This is a genomic window from Bacillus sp. ISL-47, from assembly GCF_018613175.1.
GTDB lineage: Bacteria > Bacillota > Bacilli > Bacillales > Cytobacillaceae > Cytobacillus.
In genome coordinates this window covers 1-14,277 of record NZ_JAGGQS010000055.1, presented here as the reverse complement: position 1 = coordinate 14,277, position 14,277 = coordinate 1, and the positions used below count along the sequence as shown (strand labels likewise).

At 39.6% G+C, this 14,277-nt stretch carries 20 protein-coding genes; 14 read left to right on the top strand and 6 right to left on the bottom strand.

Features of this window, described 5'->3' with window-relative positions:
• Positions 1-145 precede the first annotated feature (145 nt).
• Both J7I93_RS18880 and J7I93_RS18875 read left to right on the top strand, forming a co-directional pair.
• Positions 146-367: a YozE family protein gene (locus tag J7I93_RS18880; protein ID WP_214727536.1), complete on the top strand. Its 222-nt coding sequence runs from the start codon at positions 146-148 to the stop codon at positions 365-367.
• 401 nt (positions 368-768) lie between these two features.
• Positions 769-1,464, top strand: a complete 696-nt coding sequence (locus tag J7I93_RS18875; RefSeq protein WP_144541834.1) for a hypothetical protein — start codon at positions 769-771, stop codon at positions 1,462-1,464.
• A gap of 24 nt (positions 1,465-1,488) precedes the next feature.
• Here J7I93_RS18875 and J7I93_RS18870 read toward each other — a convergent pair whose 3' ends face one another.
• On the bottom strand, positions 1,489-1,653 hold the full coding sequence (locus J7I93_RS18870) for a hypothetical protein (protein WP_214727534.1): 165 nt from the start codon (positions 1,651-1,653) through the stop codon (positions 1,489-1,491).
• 197 nt (positions 1,654-1,850) lie between these two features.
• Here J7I93_RS18870 and J7I93_RS18865 point away from each other — a divergent pair, with 197 nt between their 5' ends.
• Together J7I93_RS18865 and J7I93_RS18860 are read left to right on the top strand one after the other, a co-directional pair.
• On the top strand, positions 1,851-2,024 hold the full coding sequence (locus tag J7I93_RS18865; RefSeq protein ID WP_009332582.1) for a YozD family protein: 174 nt from the start codon (positions 1,851-1,853) through the stop codon (positions 2,022-2,024).
• Between the two features lie 348 nt (positions 2,025-2,372).
• A complete protein-coding gene (locus tag J7I93_RS18860) occupies positions 2,373-3,143 on the top strand; it encodes a sporulation protein (protein WP_214727532.1) in 771 nt (256 codons plus the stop codon).
• A 63-nt stretch (positions 3,144-3,206) separates the two neighbouring features.
• Here the strand turns inward: J7I93_RS18860 and J7I93_RS18855 are convergent, their stop codons facing one another.
• Complete coding sequence (locus J7I93_RS18855; RefSeq protein WP_214988148.1) at positions 3,207-4,076, bottom strand: glycerophosphodiester phosphodiesterase; 870 nt, start codon at positions 4,074-4,076, stop codon at positions 3,207-3,209.
• 701 nt (positions 4,077-4,777) lie between these two features.
• Here J7I93_RS18855 and J7I93_RS18850 point away from each other — a divergent pair.
• Entirely contained in the window at positions 4,778-5,086 is a 309-nt protein-coding gene (locus J7I93_RS18850) for a YodL domain-containing protein (RefSeq protein WP_214727530.1), read from the top strand.
• A gap of 43 nt (positions 5,087-5,129) precedes the next feature.
• Here J7I93_RS18850 and J7I93_RS18845 read toward each other — a convergent pair whose 3' ends face one another.
• The gene (locus J7I93_RS18845) at positions 5,130-5,279 is read right to left on the bottom strand and encodes a hypothetical protein (RefSeq protein WP_009332577.1); all 150 of its coding nucleotides are present in this window, start codon (positions 5,277-5,279) and stop codon (positions 5,130-5,132) included.
• 15 nt (positions 5,280-5,294) lie between these two features.
• Entirely contained in the window at positions 5,295-5,423 is a 129-nt protein-coding gene (locus J7I93_RS25440) for a hypothetical protein (RefSeq protein WP_009332576.1), read from the bottom strand.
• Positions 5,424-5,577: 154 nt separating this feature from the next.
• Between J7I93_RS25440 and deoD the strand changes: the two genes are divergently transcribed.
• Positions 5,578-6,282, top strand: a complete 705-nt coding sequence (deoD, locus tag J7I93_RS18840) for a purine-nucleoside phosphorylase (RefSeq protein WP_214727528.1) — start codon at positions 5,578-5,580, stop codon at positions 6,280-6,282.
• A 196-nt stretch (positions 6,283-6,478) separates the two neighbouring features.
• Complete coding sequence (locus tag J7I93_RS18835; protein ID WP_214727526.1) at positions 6,479-7,363, top strand: M15 family metallopeptidase; 885 nt, start codon at positions 6,479-6,481, stop codon at positions 7,361-7,363.
• 22 nt (positions 7,364-7,385) lie between these two features.
• Here J7I93_RS18835 and J7I93_RS18830 read toward each other — a convergent pair whose 3' ends face one another.
• Positions 7,386-7,634, bottom strand: coding sequence for a hypothetical protein (locus tag J7I93_RS18830; RefSeq protein ID WP_214988149.1), 249 nt, complete (start codon positions 7,632-7,634; stop codon positions 7,386-7,388).
• Between the two features lie 210 nt (positions 7,635-7,844).
• Between J7I93_RS18830 and J7I93_RS18825 the strand changes: the two genes are divergently transcribed.
• The 4 genes from J7I93_RS18825 to J7I93_RS18810 all read left to right on the top strand — a co-directional run bounded on the left by J7I93_RS18825 (position 7,845) and on the right by J7I93_RS18810 (position 11,825).
• Entirely contained in the window at positions 7,845-8,357 is a 513-nt protein-coding gene (locus tag J7I93_RS18825) for a GNAT family N-acetyltransferase (protein WP_214727524.1), read from the top strand.
• A gap of 362 nt (positions 8,358-8,719) precedes the next feature.
• The gene (locus J7I93_RS18820) at positions 8,720-8,926 is read left to right on the top strand and encodes a heavy-metal-associated domain-containing protein (protein ID WP_214727523.1); all 207 of its coding nucleotides are present in this window, start codon (positions 8,720-8,722) and stop codon (positions 8,924-8,926) included.
• Between the two features lie 344 nt (positions 8,927-9,270).
• Entirely contained in the window at positions 9,271-10,749 is a 1,479-nt protein-coding gene (locus J7I93_RS18815; RefSeq protein WP_483297144.1) for a lmo1851 family serine protease, read from the top strand.
• 143 nt (positions 10,750-10,892) lie between these two features.
• A complete protein-coding gene (locus tag J7I93_RS18810) occupies positions 10,893-11,825 on the top strand; it encodes an LCP family protein (RefSeq protein ID WP_214727522.1) in 933 nt (310 codons plus the stop codon).
• A 104-nt stretch (positions 11,826-11,929) separates the two neighbouring features.
• On the opposite strand, the gene J7I93_RS18805 is transcribed toward J7I93_RS18810, so the two are convergent.
• Positions 11,930-12,541 carry a class I SAM-dependent methyltransferase gene (locus J7I93_RS18805; protein WP_214727521.1) on the bottom strand — a complete coding sequence of 204 codons (612 nt, stop codon included), beginning with the start codon at positions 12,539-12,541 and terminating at the stop codon, positions 11,930-11,932.
• A 116-nt stretch (positions 12,542-12,657) separates the two neighbouring features.
• Between J7I93_RS18805 and J7I93_RS18800 the strand changes: the two genes are divergently transcribed.
• The 3 genes from J7I93_RS18800 to J7I93_RS18790 all read left to right on the top strand — a co-directional run bounded on the left by J7I93_RS18800 (position 12,658) and on the right by J7I93_RS18790 (position 14,224).
• Positions 12,658-13,059, top strand: a complete 402-nt coding sequence (locus J7I93_RS18800) for a hypothetical protein (protein WP_214727520.1) — start codon at positions 12,658-12,660, stop codon at positions 13,057-13,059.
• Positions 13,052-13,975, top strand: coding sequence for a CobW family GTP-binding protein (locus tag J7I93_RS18795; RefSeq protein ID WP_214727519.1), 924 nt, complete (start codon positions 13,052-13,054; stop codon positions 13,973-13,975). The genes J7I93_RS18800 and J7I93_RS18795 overlap by 8 nt, the downstream gene beginning before the upstream one ends.
• Positions 13,976-14,059: 84 nt before the next feature.
• Positions 14,060-14,224 carry a DUF2188 domain-containing protein gene (locus tag J7I93_RS18790; protein ID WP_214727518.1) on the top strand — a complete coding sequence of 55 codons (165 nt, stop codon included), beginning with the start codon at positions 14,060-14,062 and terminating at the stop codon, positions 14,222-14,224.
• Positions 14,225-14,277 lie beyond the last annotated feature (53 nt).

Genomic DNA, 14,277 nt, shown 5'->3' with positions numbered 1-14,277 from the left:
ATTGAAAAAAGCAATCCGGAAATTCCGGATTGCTTTTTTCTCCTAAAATGCTTCCATGAGTAGACGCACCCAAGGGGTTTATCTTATAGTAGTAGATAAAATACTGAAGGAACCAGATTGAATAAATTTAGAGGAAGGCGTTATTATGTCCAAAACCTTTTACCATTTTTTAATGAAGTACAGGCATCCTGAACCAAAGGATAGCATCAGCCATTTTGCCAACCATGCATACGAGGACCACAGTTTTCCGAAAACATCCTATGATTATGATGAAATCAGCTCCTATCTGGAATTGAACGGTACCTATATGGAAAGCATGTCAGTCTTTGATGAAGCATGGCAATTGTATGTGCTCTCCGACAGCTGATGGCCCTATAAATGTAGTTCTCATACTCTTAAGACATAGCGGCAATTGAAACACTCCTGCAGAGGAGTGTTTTTTAGTTAAAGGCTCTGTTAAAAGGTTAATGTTTTTTTTAGCACCCTGTTGATTGGAGCGGAAGGCACGAACTCCTCGAAAATGCTATCGCATTTCCTTCGTGCGGTGTTTATTCAAGGAAGCTTATTCAATGTCCTNNGCCTGCAGCGGAAATCAACAAGCCAATTTAACAGAGCCTAGTTAAAAATAACTGGGGGGTGGGCAACAGTCCACCCCATGCGCCAGCGCTTTTCTTTTGATTGTAATGAACGTACGGACGATTTTCAGGAAAAGTGCATATACTATTGTATTCAATACTCACGACTCAGTCATTGAGAGGATGGAGGACCATGAGCAAAAGGAAAAAACCAAAGTACAAAATCGGTGATACAGTCGTGATCACTATTTATGGTACAGTCGGTAAAGTGACGGATGTAAAGTGGCTTGATGATATGTATGTCTATGAAGTCAATAAAAGTGAAGGTCTCTATATGGAATCCAGCCTTCAAATGCTGTCTGAGTATGAAGGTGAGATCATGGAAAAGGAGCATATTGACATCGAATATAAATACTTTTTTGGCGATCTTGTCCAGGTGAAAGGGTATGGTTCGGATCTTTTCAAAATAGTTGGCTTCAGGACAGAGATTTGGAGATACAAAGAGGATGCATGGGAAGATGTAATTTATGAGCTTTCTAGAATAAATGACGGAGAATGGCTTGAGGCGGGAGAAGAGGAACTGACACTTGTTGCAGATGCGGAAAGTGCGGATGCCTTTATTCAAAAATTAGGCCTGCTTTATATGATTAACAAGAAAGAAAAGCTTCCTGAATTAAAGGAAACGGCCAATTCATTCCGCAAAGCTGAAAAGGAACTGCTTGAAGGCATAAAAGAAAGAAAAGTGCTGATTGATGGTTTGCTTGATATATATAATGATTATCGTATTCTTTATGAAATGTTTCATGATGATGAGTATAAGCATATCATGCGCGTCATACTCAGAAAGCTGAAGCACCTTGCCAATAATGATGGAAAAAGCACCGTTTAATATTTAACAAACGCTTAAATGCTGCTAAAAAAACCATGACACCAAAATATAAACCATGAACGGGATGCCAAACCAAACAACGAGCTTGTACCATCCATTTAATAGACTCTCAAATAAGCTGATAATTGAGCTTTCATCGTTATTTACATCATCTTTTATTAGAACGGCTAGTCTGGATATGCTGGACATTTTAGTTTCCTCCCCAAAAATATTTTCTGTAAACAGATCATCATTTTAAGCTGCTTATCCCATATGTATGTCCTAATTAAGGAAAAATGCCAAAGAAATAATAATTTTATATGAAATAAAGAATAAGACTTTTCTGACAGTTGTTTTGCATGAATTAAGAGTGAGCATCATACATTTTGTACAAAGGGGGCGATGCTGTGAAGGAAATAGAGGTCGTGATTGATACGGAGGAAATTGCTGAATTTTTCTTTCATGAGCTGGCAAAAAGGGGATATGTGCCTACTGAAGGAGAACTGGATGAACTCGCAGATATCACGTTTGAGTACTTATTGCAAAAATGTATTATCGATGAGGAAATCGAAGACGACTAATATAGAAAAATGACGAGGAAAGGTGCTCGTCATTTTTTTGCGCGGTAAGAGGCGGGGCTCCGCATAAAAATAGTTTGCTAATCATACATAAGTAGGACCAATACCGCTTTAAAAATCGGCTGGCGACATAACGGCAAAAGGCTTTTTCGGCAATGGATAAAAAATTTATGGCTACCCTCCGGAAAAAGTGAAACTTTCTTTTTCTATGAACGTATATCTTAATGAAAGAAATTCTTTGTTTACAATTGTAGAAGCCGCCGGAAAAGGTAAAAAAGTTGGCGGGATGGAAGGTGAAACTTCCTTGTAGTGAAAAATTTATAAATATAATTTGACTAGGGAGAGAAGAACATGTCATTTTTTAACAAGGTCTTAGCAAGTGTGGGAATTGGGTCTGCAAAAGTGGATACCAGGCTTGAAAGAGATACTGTTTCACCCGGAGAGGTTTTAAAGGGAGTTGTTGTAATTTCAGGAGGAAATACCGAACAGATTATAGACGATATTTATCTTTCTTTGAATACGACTTATATAAAGGAATCGGATGATAAAAAGTATACAGTCTCAGGGTTGATCGACCGTTTCAGGCTGGCGGAATCGATTACCCTCTCTGCAAATGAGCAAAAGGAAATTCCGTTTACCTTTAATTTGCCTTCTGATACCCCGTTATCTTTTGGAAAGACAAAAATTTGGGTTGCTACTGGGCTGGATATAAAAAATGCGGTGGATCCTACTGATCAGGATTTTATCAGGGTCGTCCCCAATCCGTTAATGGATTCAGTTTTAAACGCTGTATCCAATATGGGCTTCCGATTACGGGAAGCTGAATGCGAGCAGGCTCCGCACCGTCTGCGCCGCAGGCTGCCATTTATACAGGAGTTTGAATTTGTGCCGGTATCCGGCCCTTATAGAGGCCGCCTTGATGAATTGGAAGTTGTATTTTTCCCTCAGCCAAGCGGAGAGACAGAAATACTTATGCAGGTAGACCGCAGAGCCAGAGGGCTAGGCGGATTCCTGGCAGAAGCGCTTGAAATGGATGAATCATTTGTTCGATTTACAGTAACAAATGGAGATATCCCTTATATGCAGCAAAAGCTTCAATCAATGATAGCAAAATATGCTTAATGTAATATCATAATAAATAGAAACGATGGGGGAATTCCCATCGTTTTTTAATTTCTGAAAAAATTATGTCAGCAAGGTTTTTATAAAATCCTGTCCTTTCAAAAAGGGTGTTATGAACGCATACAGCCTTGAATCCGGTATTCTTTTTTCTTCATCAGATATAATTCCATGAACCCCGAGCCGCTGCATATCAGCGAATTGGTACTGTTTTTTTATGGTCCAGGAGTATACTTCATATCCGAATAACTCAGCTTGTGTTATGAAGGATTTGGAGAGTAAAAGGTGGTGGACAGATAGAAAAGAGGCGAATTGGCGATAGGAAGCCAAATGAAGCATATCCAGCTGCTTGCTTAGGAGTATGCCCGCAGGAATATCTGGAGCCAGCTGGTGAAACTTTTTCATTTCATTCACATGGAAGGATTGGACCTTGATGTTTTTTACGAGTTGCCCGTCTTTTTTGTAGCTCATTAACATCTCAGCAAGCACCTCCGTCATGCCAGGCTGATTTTCCGGGGCTTTCATTTCAATCAGTAATCCGATTTTTCCGATAAAACGATCTAATACCTCATAAAGCAACGGTACTTTCTCCTCCGCAAATTCAGGGGAATACCACGAACCAGCATCAAGATTTTTTATTTCCTCAACAGTCAGATCCCCAATAAAGCCCTCACCGTCTGTAGTCCTTTGAACATCTGCATCATGAATGACAACAAGGTGTCCATCTTTGCTGAACCTCACATCCAACTCAATATAATCAAACCCTAAATCGACAGCTTTTTCAAAGGATGCTATCGTATTTTCAGGCGCATAAGTGGATGCTCCCCTGTGGGCTATGGATTTGAAGGGTATGAGAGGCTGAAAAAAATAAGAAAATGACGTTAAAAGAAGACTTACAATGATTGAAAACAAAAATGTTTTTTTAGAAACCCTCAACTTTTCATCACCCCTATAAAAGTCTTTTGTATATACTATGCGGGGTGGACTCGTTTGAAAGCGGTTTCATTATAAAAATTTTCGCGAATCGACAAAACTAGAACTTTTTTGATGAAGGAAACGACAAGAAAAGTGCCTAATTAAACAATAATACTACCTGATTATATTAGTAAGGACCAGATTTTGCAGTGAAGAATGGCTGCAATAGAGCTTCATGAAGCCGAATTTGTTTGGAGAAGGGGCGGGATAGTCGTCATAAAGGGTTCATGGGGACGATATTTTTGAGAAGAAGGGCAATGGTCGCCATAGGGCGTTCATGAGGAAGATATTCTTGTAAGAAGAAGGAGAATGGTCGCCATAGGGCGTTCATGAGGACGATATTCTTGTAAGAAGAAGGAGAATGGTCGCCATAGGGCGTTCATGAGGAAGATATTCTTGTGAGAAGAAGGAGAATGGTCGTCAAGGAGCGTTCATGAAGCCGATATTCTTGTGAGAAGAAGGAGAATGGTCGTCAAGGAGCGTTCATGAAGCCGATATTCTTGTGAAAAGAAGGAGAATGGCCGCCATGGGCGTTCATGTAGCCGAAATACCACCCAGAAAGAGGAAAATGGTCGTCATAGAGCATTTCATCAGGAAATCTATATAAACAGAAGAAGTGTTCAAGGAGTTAAAGGGTGATACCAAAACCGAGGGGGATGCATATGCTGAAGGAATTAACCAGGATTAGAAGAAAAGAGTATGATGTGACGATTTTCCAAACACCCAAGTTTAGGGAGACAAAGGGGTTTCAGCAAGTTTACCGCTTGAATGTTGAAGGATTGACCCATGAAGAATGCCTTGATAATGTTTTTAGAAGATTTAATGTACCAGATAGGATTCCAGTTGACTTTAGCGGCCGGTTTATTTCAACGGGAGACATTCTTTTTATTGATGAAGGCCGGAGAGGACAGTATTATTACCAGCTAAAGCCTGGCGGCTGGGAAGAAATAAATCGTATACATATCCGATAGTAAAATTTATGAGAGGAAGGCAAGATGCCCTCCTCTTTTTTATTTACTCGGTTATGTTGGACCCAGGGCTGTTTTTGCGCTTATTGGCCGTATATTCTTTGCCGTGGGCCTCTTGTTCGGCGATTATAGCTTCGGCAGGTATATGATTATTTTTTTTTGGCGAATTTATGCGGTTGCGATGCTTTTTGCCCATCTGAATCCCTCCAAATTATCGATTGCTTTTTGTTTTGACTGTTTTAGATGTATGCGGTTCAGTATTTGCCCTTGAAGACGGGTTTGTTTCATTTGCATGCTGAACGGCTTGTCTCAGTTTTTTGCTCATCCCTTTTTGTGGCATGTTTAGAACCTCCTTTGGAAAAGCTAATGATAGCTTTCCCGAATAGGGAGAAAACATGCTTTTACTTATTAGTTTCTAAGTTCTTGCCACATATGGTATAGTGTGACTTGGAAGCATTTACACAGGCTTCAGAACGAATTGGAGGTTATGATTAATGAGTGTACATATTGGTGCTAAAGAAGGTCAAATTGCGGAAACGGTCCTTCTTCCGGGAGATCCGTTACGTGCAAAATATATTGCAGAAACATTCTTAGAAAATGCGGAATGCTATAACGAAGTCCGCAACATGTTCGGCTATACAGGAACCTATAAAGGCAAGCGCATATCTGTACAGGGGACAGGCATGGGTGTTCCTTCCATTTCCATTTACATTAATGAACTAATGCAGAGTTATCATGTACAAAATTTAATTCGGGTGGGAACTTGCGGTGCGATCCAAAAGGATGTAAAAGTAAGGGATGTTATTTTGGCAATGAGCTCTTCGACGGATTCCCAGATGAACAGGCTTACATTCGGCGGAGTTGATTTTGCTCCCACAGCCAACTTCGACTTGCTGAAAAAAGCATATGATGCTGGTGTAGAAAAAGGTCTAAATCTTAAAGTAGGAAATGTTTTCACAGCTGATATGTTTTATAATGATAACTCCGAACTTGAAAAATGGGCTAAATATCAAATTCTTGCCATTGAAATGGAAACAGCCGCGCTTTACACACTAGCTGCGAAGTTTGACCGAAAGGCCTTATCTGTTCTGACAGTAAGCGACCATATCTTAACTGGCGAAGAAACAACAGCCGAAGAAAGACAAACCACTTTCAATGAAATGATTGAAGTTGCACTTGAGGCGGCTATTAAGGAATAGCACTGAAAACTGGTTCATATATATGAGCCAGTTTTTTATTTTGCTAAGGATTAAATTGTAACCCTTTTGGCGATTAATTGAATGAATAGTGCAGAGAACTATGCCGTTTGTCCTGTTTTTTTCGCAGGTATGGAATAGTTGACTTGTAGTGTTAAAATAGTAATGTTGCAAAGAAATTTGAAGATAGGTGAAATGAATGAAAAAGAATTTAATATTAGCTGGGACGCTTAGCCTGTTTCTTTCTGGCTGCAGCCAACTGGATCCTTATATGGATAAAGTTAAGCCGCTAATCGAAAAAGTTCCTTTCCTGCAAGAAGATAAGAGTATGGAGGAAAACCAAGATCAAGATACATCTCCACAGGAAGAAGAGAGTAACACCAGTTCCGGGCATGCCGGTACAGATAACAATAATGAAACTTCCGCCGAAAAGGATCCTCTTTCATTGGAAGCTTCGTACTTTAATGATGTTAAAGTAGTTAATGGGAAAAACGTAATCCAAAACCCCGAGAACGTTATGGTTCTTGTGAATAAACAATTTAGCCTGCCAAATGGTTATGAACCTTCGCAATTGGTTATTCCTGATGTCTCCTTTTCATACGGAAAATTAGACTTGGAAAAAAGCTATATGCGCCAGGATGCTGCAACAGCTTTAGAAAACCTATTTAAAGAAGCCCAGAAAGCAGGAGTGGAACTGTTTGCCGTTTCAGGCTACCGCTCTTATGATCGCCAGACTCAGGTATTTGAAGCTGAGGTAAACAGAGTTGGGGAAGAGAAAGCTGTGCAGGCAGTAGCCTTTCCCGGCAGCAGTGAACACCAGACAGGTCTTACCATGGACATCTCCAGCCGCAGCGCAAATTTGGAGTTGTCTGAGAAATTTGGGGAAACAAAAGAAGGAAAGTGGATTGCAGAAAATGCTCATCGCTACGGATTCATTCTCCGGTATCCCAAAGGAAAAGAAAGCATTACTGGATACAAATATGAGCCTTGGCATTTCCGATATGTTGGCATTGATGCCGCTGCAGTCATTTATGAAAAAAAATGGACGTTAGAAGAATACTTTAATATTGTTAAGAAAATTTAGAGGCCTGATTAAAGGCCTCTTTTTAATTTCCTTTTTGTTTGTTAGCTTTTTGGCCCGTTTGAAAAAAATAAATGATTGCCAATATAAAAGGAACGGCAGGAAGAAACATTAGGTAGCGGAGGCCGTTCTCTGCCTCTGATAAGAAGAAAGCTAAGGGGAGCAGAAGGAGGCCGCCGAGTGATGCTAGCTTCCACGACTGATTCATTATTCCGGCAATAAGGCTTATAAGTGAAAAGGCAAAGCTTAGCCATAATAAAGCGGTTATCATCATGTGATCACTCCTTAAAAAAGAAAGTCTGAAACTCTTGAGGTTTGCAGCGGGCTGTTGAAAGGGAAATGGAGATGCTGGCTGTCCATTTGAAGAAGCAGGTTATATAATAAAATATGTTTATACTGGCAAAACAATTAATCTTTTATTTTTCTTGATATTTCCATACGGATTGCTAAACTAAAAGAAAATCGGTCAAAATGAGGGGTTAACTTGATTTTACTTAAAGAACTTACAGTGGGATATGCTGAAAAACTCTTGGATTTTGAACAGGAAAACCGTACCTATTTTGAACAATTTGTTCCTCCCCGTGAAGAAGGATATTATTTCAAAGAGTCGGTCATTTCGTCTATCCTGGAGATGCAGAAGTCAAGGAACGATAATAAGTATTATTTGTATCTATTAATAAATGAAAAACAACAAATAGCCGGACGAATCAATGTTTATAATATTGATGGTGAAACACTTGAAGCAGAGATCGGCTACCGGATTGGGCTTAGGTTTACTGGGATGGGATATGCGTCTGAAGCAGTGAGGTTAATCAGCAGAGAAACTAAAGAGGTACTAGGATTAAAAAGGCTGAAAGCGTTAACTTTATCATTCAACGGAGCTTCCAGCCGGGTTTTAGAGAAAAATGGTTTCATGGAAGGGGAAACGCTTGAAAGACACTTACCATTTAATGGCTTGATGCATGATGCCAAGGTTTATTATAAGAACCTGATTTAGCATTTTAAGTTCATCATTTTAACCTGTTTTAACGACGAAAATATTTCCAGGACAAGAAAAAAGGTGGTTAATAAAGGGGAATATCGACAAAAGGCATCCAAGCACATGAAAGAAGTGGATCAAGAGCAATAACGGCGTATATGTCTTCAACCGATATAAAAAGCCAGTTACCCCCGCAGTTATCTCCATCCAAGGTACATCTCTTGTAAGGAGGAATTCACCTCGAAACATCATTCATTTCTGCGTCCTAAAATATATCCTTTAATCATTATACCCCAGCATAAATCAGCTAAATGTTTATCTTAATCCTCAAATGAGGTAATAATAAAGTAAGGTCAACTGGTAAGAAGGAGGCGCTGGTATTGGAAAAGGTTGCATTAAAGGTTGTGGGCATGACTTGTGGCCATTGTGAGGAAGCTGTTAAAAATGCACTAATGTCTGTTGATGGTGTGGCAAGTGTTTCAATAGCTTTCCATGAAGAGCAGGTTGAAGTGGAGTATGATCCAGAAAAGGCAACTGAGAAAAATCTAATAAATGCAGTCAAAGATCAAGGCTATGGAGTGGCCTGATATAAAAAGCGCTTAGCCATTACGCTAAGCGTTATTTTAAGTTTAGGCTCTGTTATTGCTTATTGTTGTTTTTTAGCACCCTGTTGATTGGAGCGGAAGGCACGAGATCCTCGAAAATGCATTCGCATTTTCTTCGTGCGGTGTTTACTCAAAGAAGCTGATTCAAAGTCCTGNNAAATTTAACAGAGCCTAAGTTTAAAAGGGAGAAGTTGAGCTTAGACCAAGAAACTAATTTAAGAAACGGGTTTCGTGCATTTTTCTTTGTTATTTTTTCGATAAAAATGTTATTCTAATCATTAAGGATTGTACATAGTAATTTTACGGTCATGAAAGTGGTGAAGAGTTTGCAAAATGAAGATTTAAACAACGGGACATCTGAAACTCCGGATAAAAACAACTCAGGTTTTATCCGCATGAAAAAGTTTCATTTTGTTATGCTGCTGTTTTTTATCGTCTTCTTATCAGCGGGCATTACTACATTTGCCCTGGCGTTTGGAGATGAAAAAGCAGTAGATGTAGGAACCAGCGAGAGACGGGAATTCGATAAGCTTTATACAGCTTATGATACCCTAAAAGCAAACTATTTCCAGGAAGTAGACCAGGAAAACCTTATCAATGGTGCAATTAACGGCATGCTTGAAGCTCTGGATGATCCATATTCGGATTATATGAATGAGGAGGAAGCAAAAAGCTTTCATCAAAGCATCTCATCCTCTTTTGAGGGGATCGGTGCAGAAATTCAGGAGCAGGAAGGCTATATTGTGATTGTTTCGCCATTAAAAGGCTCTCCAGCAGAGAAAGCAGGACTGAGACCGAATGACAAGGTTCTGTCTGTTGATGGTAAGAGCCTGCAGGGGATGAGTTCAACAGAAGCGGTGATGCTAATTAGAGGTGAAAAAGGCACAAAGGTTGAACTTGCTATTCAGCGCCCTGGCGTGGATGAACCAATGAATATCTCCATTACACGCGATACAATCCCGCTTGAAACCGTGTATGGTGAAATGCTGGAGGATGGAATTGCAAAGGTGCAAATTACCACTTTCTCAGAAAATACTTCTAAAGAGCTTGTTGAAACTCTGAATGAGATGCAGCAGCAAGGGATGAAAGGCTTAATCCTTGATTTAAGACAAAATCCGGGCGGCCTGCTAGATCAGGCAGTCAAAATTTCAAGTCTGTTTGTGCCAGATGGTGAAATTTTATTCCAGATTGAGGACCGCAATGGCAACAGAGAAGAAGTGAAATCAACGAAGGAAGAAAATCCTAATATTCCTTTAGTGGTTGTCATCGATAAAGGAAGCGCAAGTGCATCCGAAATTTTGGCCGCAGCTGTCAATGAATCAGCAGGTGTTCCGCTTGTTGGTGAAAAATCGTTCGGGAAAGGAACTGTCCAGCGCGCACAAGACTTCTCTGATGGCTCCAATATGAAGTTTACTACAGAGAAATGGCTCACTCCTGACGGCAATTGGATCCATAAAAAGGGAATAACTCCTGACCATAAAGTATCATTGCCTGAGTATGCAACCTTGCCATTTATCAATCCTGATACAGAATTAAAACTTTCTTCATCTTCTAATCAGGTTAAAGCAGCACAGCAAATGCTGAAAACTCTTGGATATGAACCTGGCAGAGAAGATGGTTTCTATGATGAAAAGACAGAGCAGGCTGTTAAAGAATTCCAGGTTGCTGAAAAACTTGAAGAAACTGGCGTGTTAGCAGGACAGTCTACAATCAAGCTGATGGAAAGACTTCGTGAGGAAATCGATAAAAATGACACACAAATTCAAAAGGCTGCTGAAATTTTAAAAGAACAAATAGGTTCCTAAACAAAAAGCTCTCCAATTTTTGGAGGGCTTTTTTCTATGAAAACATGTATTGCTTCTCTAGAAAGTGGGTATATAAAGCATTTTTCTTTCCAACAATGATACTAAACTTAATCTAAGAGCATTAACAATCAGGGGTGATTAACATGAAGAAAATTTTGATTGTATTTTTGTTTGCTGCGGCAATCCTTTCTGGATGTACTACTTTCCTTCAAAAAGACAACGCTAAAAAGCTTTCAGAAAATAGCCAGGCAGAAAATAAGCCTGAAGAGATAAATCAGGAAGAAAAGAATCCTTTTAAGCTTTCTAATGAAACAAGAAACTTTTTATTAATCGGTGTAGATAGCCGGGGAGAAGAAGATTCCCGTTCCGACGCGATCTTGCTTGCAAGGTATGAGCCTTCAGGGGATTCAATCAAATTAGTTTCCTTGATGAGGGATAGCTATGTGAAAATCCCTGATTATACATACACCTATAGCAAGCTAAACCATGCCTACTATATAGGAGGCAAAGAATTATTAAAAGAGACGATTGAACAAAACTTTGGTGTGCCGATTGACTATACTGCAGTAATTGACTTTCAAGGCTTCATAAAGATGCTGGACGCCATTGCACCAGATGGAATTGAAGTGAACGTAACCTCTGCAATGATTGAGGATATGGGGCTGGAACTTGAACCAGGGAAACAAAAGCTCAAGGGAAGCGATCTATTATCTTACGTCAGGTTTCGCCATGACGGGCAAAGTGACTTTGGAAGAGTGGACAGGCAGCAGGAAATTTTAATCTCAATAAAGGACCAGGTGATGAGTGAATTCACTTCGCCAGCCGGAATTGCTCAATTTCCAGATGTTGTAAGCAAGGCAATGAAATATGTTGATACTGATTTAAAGTTCGACGAAGCTCTATCCATCGGCGCCTCTTTCTTGATGAATCCTGTAACTGAAATTGAAACACTGAGGGTACCTGTTTCAGACAGTTACGAAAATAAAACTTATGAGCATGCTGGGGCGGTACTCCAGATAAACTTTGAGGAAAATACAGAAGCTCTTAAGCAATTTCTAGAGGCTGAAAAGAAATAAAAAAGAGGACTAGAAAAATGCAGATATAAATGAGGAATCCGTTTATTTCAAGCTGGATATCGTGTCTGAACAAAGAAAAAGGGGAGCTTGTATGCTCCTCTTTACTATTTTCTGCAAACCGCAATACCGATCGGATAGTGTTTACCTTCTCTTTTTGGTTCGATAAGAACGCTTCGCTGATAATAAAATTCTGTGTCATCGTACGCTTCAAAAAGTTCGACAAATTCCTCTTCTGTCAGCTGGTGAATATGAAAAGGTTCCCTTGTCGGCTTGCCTCTGCCTGCGCCGAAAGGGGTGGACAAAATAAGTATACCTCCAGGCTTAAGCATTTTAAAAAGATTATCAAGGAATGCTTCTTCAGTATCAAGATGCTCAATGGTCTCAAAGCTTGTGATAACATCAAAAAAACCTAACTCGTCAGGAAGGTTATCATCTGAGGCGTTTGCTTTAACAAATTGGACGAGAGGATGGTAATGGTGGCTCCTGGCATACTTCAATGTTTCTTCATCAATATCCACAGCAATAATCTCATCAATTTCTTCCTTTTTGGATTTAGCCATAATCTTGGATCCATAACCCGTTCCGCATGCAATATCGAGGACTCTGCCTTTTGCATAATAGAGGGAGAAGTAATAACGGGCCAAATGTTCAAGCAGCATGCCATTTGTAATAGGCAATTCCTCTGGAATAATTCTTTCTCCGGTATTTTCTAACATTCAATACACCATCCTTTAATAAGGAGATTATAACAAATATGCCTTATGGTTTGTACGCACTCAAAAAATCATATAAAATGTCTCATTAGACAGGATAGCTATGAAGAGGTGATCCTTTGAAACAAATAGTAGAACTCCATGAACGAACACGGGATAAAATAGCCTATATAGAAAAAGAATGTGAAAAGCTGGCGAAAAAACTTCATAATAAGTATAAACAAGACTTCCAAATCGTAAACGAACATCTTGTTATAGATCTAGTAAGAAGTATTAAAGGAAGGAATGTCAACAATAAGGATGTATTTACAGTTGATTATGAATCTTTTCTGGAAGTTGGGATTGAAACAGAAGAGGACTATTTTCCAAACGCCTATATTCCTATTTGGAAATGCAAGCAGGAGATGTTTCAATCTGTAGGATATTTAACAGATTTGAATATGGATTTGATCGAGAAAAAAATGGAAGTGATGATTGAAGAAATGCTGTCAGAACGTGAAGAAGGGGAAAAGCATGAATAAAACAGAAATTTATATTTTATCCGGATTTCTCGGAAGCGGAAAAACCACTCTGCTTAAACAGCTGCTGGAAGATGAAAAACAGCAAAGCAGAAAAGTAGCAGTAATGATGAACGAGCTCGGAAAAGTATCGATTGACTCAGACTCAGTAGATGAAGACGTCCCGCTGAAGGATCTTCTTGACGGCTGCATTTGCTGTACGATTTCAGATAAGCTTGAGGCGCAGCTTCAAGAATTGCTTACAGTTGAAAAACCGGAAGCCATTTACATTGAAACAACTGGGGCTGCGCATCCTGTTGAAGTGCTCGATAGCATCCTTTCACCCCTGTTTGCAGACCGCATGGTTGTAAAAGGGATTATATCTGTAGTGGACAGCCCTCGATGGCTAAATCGAAAATCGTTGAGCCCGCAGGTTCAGCAGCTGTTGATCGAACAAGTCCGTCATGCAGACTTAATTTTATTAAATAAAGCAGACGCAATGACGGAAGCAGAGCAAGCTCGTCTCAGCATGGAAATCCAAGCTCTCAATAGCCATGCATTTTCTATATTAACATCCTACTCAAAGGTCGCTATAAAACAGGTCAGGAGCATGTCTTCGGGTGAAAAGAATAAAGGATCCAGCTCACATGTTTTCTCGGATTTAAAGTTAAGCACATATGTTTATCAGTTTCAACATCCAGTGAACCAGTCTGGCTTTGAAGACTTTCTAAGGAGTCTTCCTGATACTGTCTACAGAATTAAAGGATACTTAAAATTGGATTCATCACGTTACCCTTTTTTATTTCAATTCTCTTATGGAATGCCGTTGTATATGCAGGAAAATATCAATATGCCGCTGAACATGGTCTTTATTGGAGAAAACTTGGATTGGGACAAGATTGAACACCAGCTTCATACACTTGAAGAAAAGACAGAGTAGAGCCCTTAGTGCTGTACTTTCTTTTGTTTATCAGAAAGGCATCCGGGTATACTTCCATTAAATATAGTTAAGGAGATGGTAAGTATGCCATGGACCAAAAATGATTATCCGGATGCAATGAAAAACCTCGAACCAAGTGTCCGTGACAAAGCAATTGAAATTGCAAACGCATTGCTGGAAGAGGGATACGAAGATGGAAGAGCTATTCCGATTGCTATAGACAAAGCAAAAGAAACAGTTAAAGATTAATAAAACCGGCCTTTTGCAAAAGGCCGGTTTTTTCGTGTGCGCCCGGCATGGGT

What these genes read in the sequence shown, in the direction of transcription:
- J7I93_RS18790 (WP_214727518.1), top strand. Translation starts at nt 14,060, where the DNA reads ATGCCATGGACCAAAAATGATTATCCGGATGCAATGAAAAACCTCGAA.
- J7I93_RS18850 (WP_214727530.1), top strand. Translation starts at nt 4,778, where the DNA reads ATGCTGAAGGAATTAACCAGGATTAGAAGAAAAGAGTATGATGTGACG.
- J7I93_RS18835 (WP_214727526.1), top strand. Translation starts at nt 6,479, where the DNA reads ATGAAAAAGAATTTAATATTAGCTGGGACGCTTAGCCTGTTTCTTTCT.
- J7I93_RS18860 (WP_214727532.1), top strand. Translation starts at nt 2,373, where the DNA reads ATGTCATTTTTTAACAAGGTCTTAGCAAGTGTGGGAATTGGGTCTGCA.
- J7I93_RS18795 (WP_214727519.1), top strand. Translation starts at nt 13,052, where the DNA reads ATGAATAAAACAGAAATTTATATTTTATCCGGATTTCTCGGAAGCGGA.
- J7I93_RS18805 (WP_214727521.1), bottom strand. Translation starts at nt 12,541, where the DNA reads ATGTTAGAAAATACCGGAGAAAGAATTATTCCAGAGGAATTGCCTATT.
- J7I93_RS18880 (WP_214727536.1), top strand. Translation starts at nt 146, where the DNA reads ATGTCCAAAACCTTTTACCATTTTTTAATGAAGTACAGGCATCCTGAA.
- J7I93_RS25440 (WP_009332576.1), bottom strand. Translation starts at nt 5,423, where the DNA reads ATGCCACAAAAAGGGATGAGCAAAAAACTGAGACAAGCCGTTCAGCAT.
- J7I93_RS18845 (WP_009332577.1), bottom strand. Translation starts at nt 5,279, where the DNA reads ATGGGCAAAAAGCATCGCAACCGCATAAATTCGCCAAAAAAAAATAAT.
- deoD (WP_214727528.1), top strand. Translation starts at nt 5,578, where the DNA reads ATGAGTGTACATATTGGTGCTAAAGAAGGTCAAATTGCGGAAACGGTC.
- J7I93_RS18810 (WP_214727522.1), top strand. Translation starts at nt 10,893, where the DNA reads ATGAAGAAAATTTTGATTGTATTTTTGTTTGCTGCGGCAATCCTTTCT.
- J7I93_RS18870 (WP_214727534.1), bottom strand. Translation starts at nt 1,653, where the DNA reads ATGTCCAGCATATCCAGACTAGCCGTTCTAATAAAAGATGATGTAAAT.
- J7I93_RS18830 (WP_214988149.1), bottom strand. Translation starts at nt 7,634, where the DNA reads ATGATGATAACCGCTTTATTATGGCTAAGCTTTGCCTTTTCACTTATA.
- J7I93_RS18875 (WP_144541834.1), top strand. Translation starts at nt 769, where the DNA reads ATGAGCAAAAGGAAAAAACCAAAGTACAAAATCGGTGATACAGTCGTG.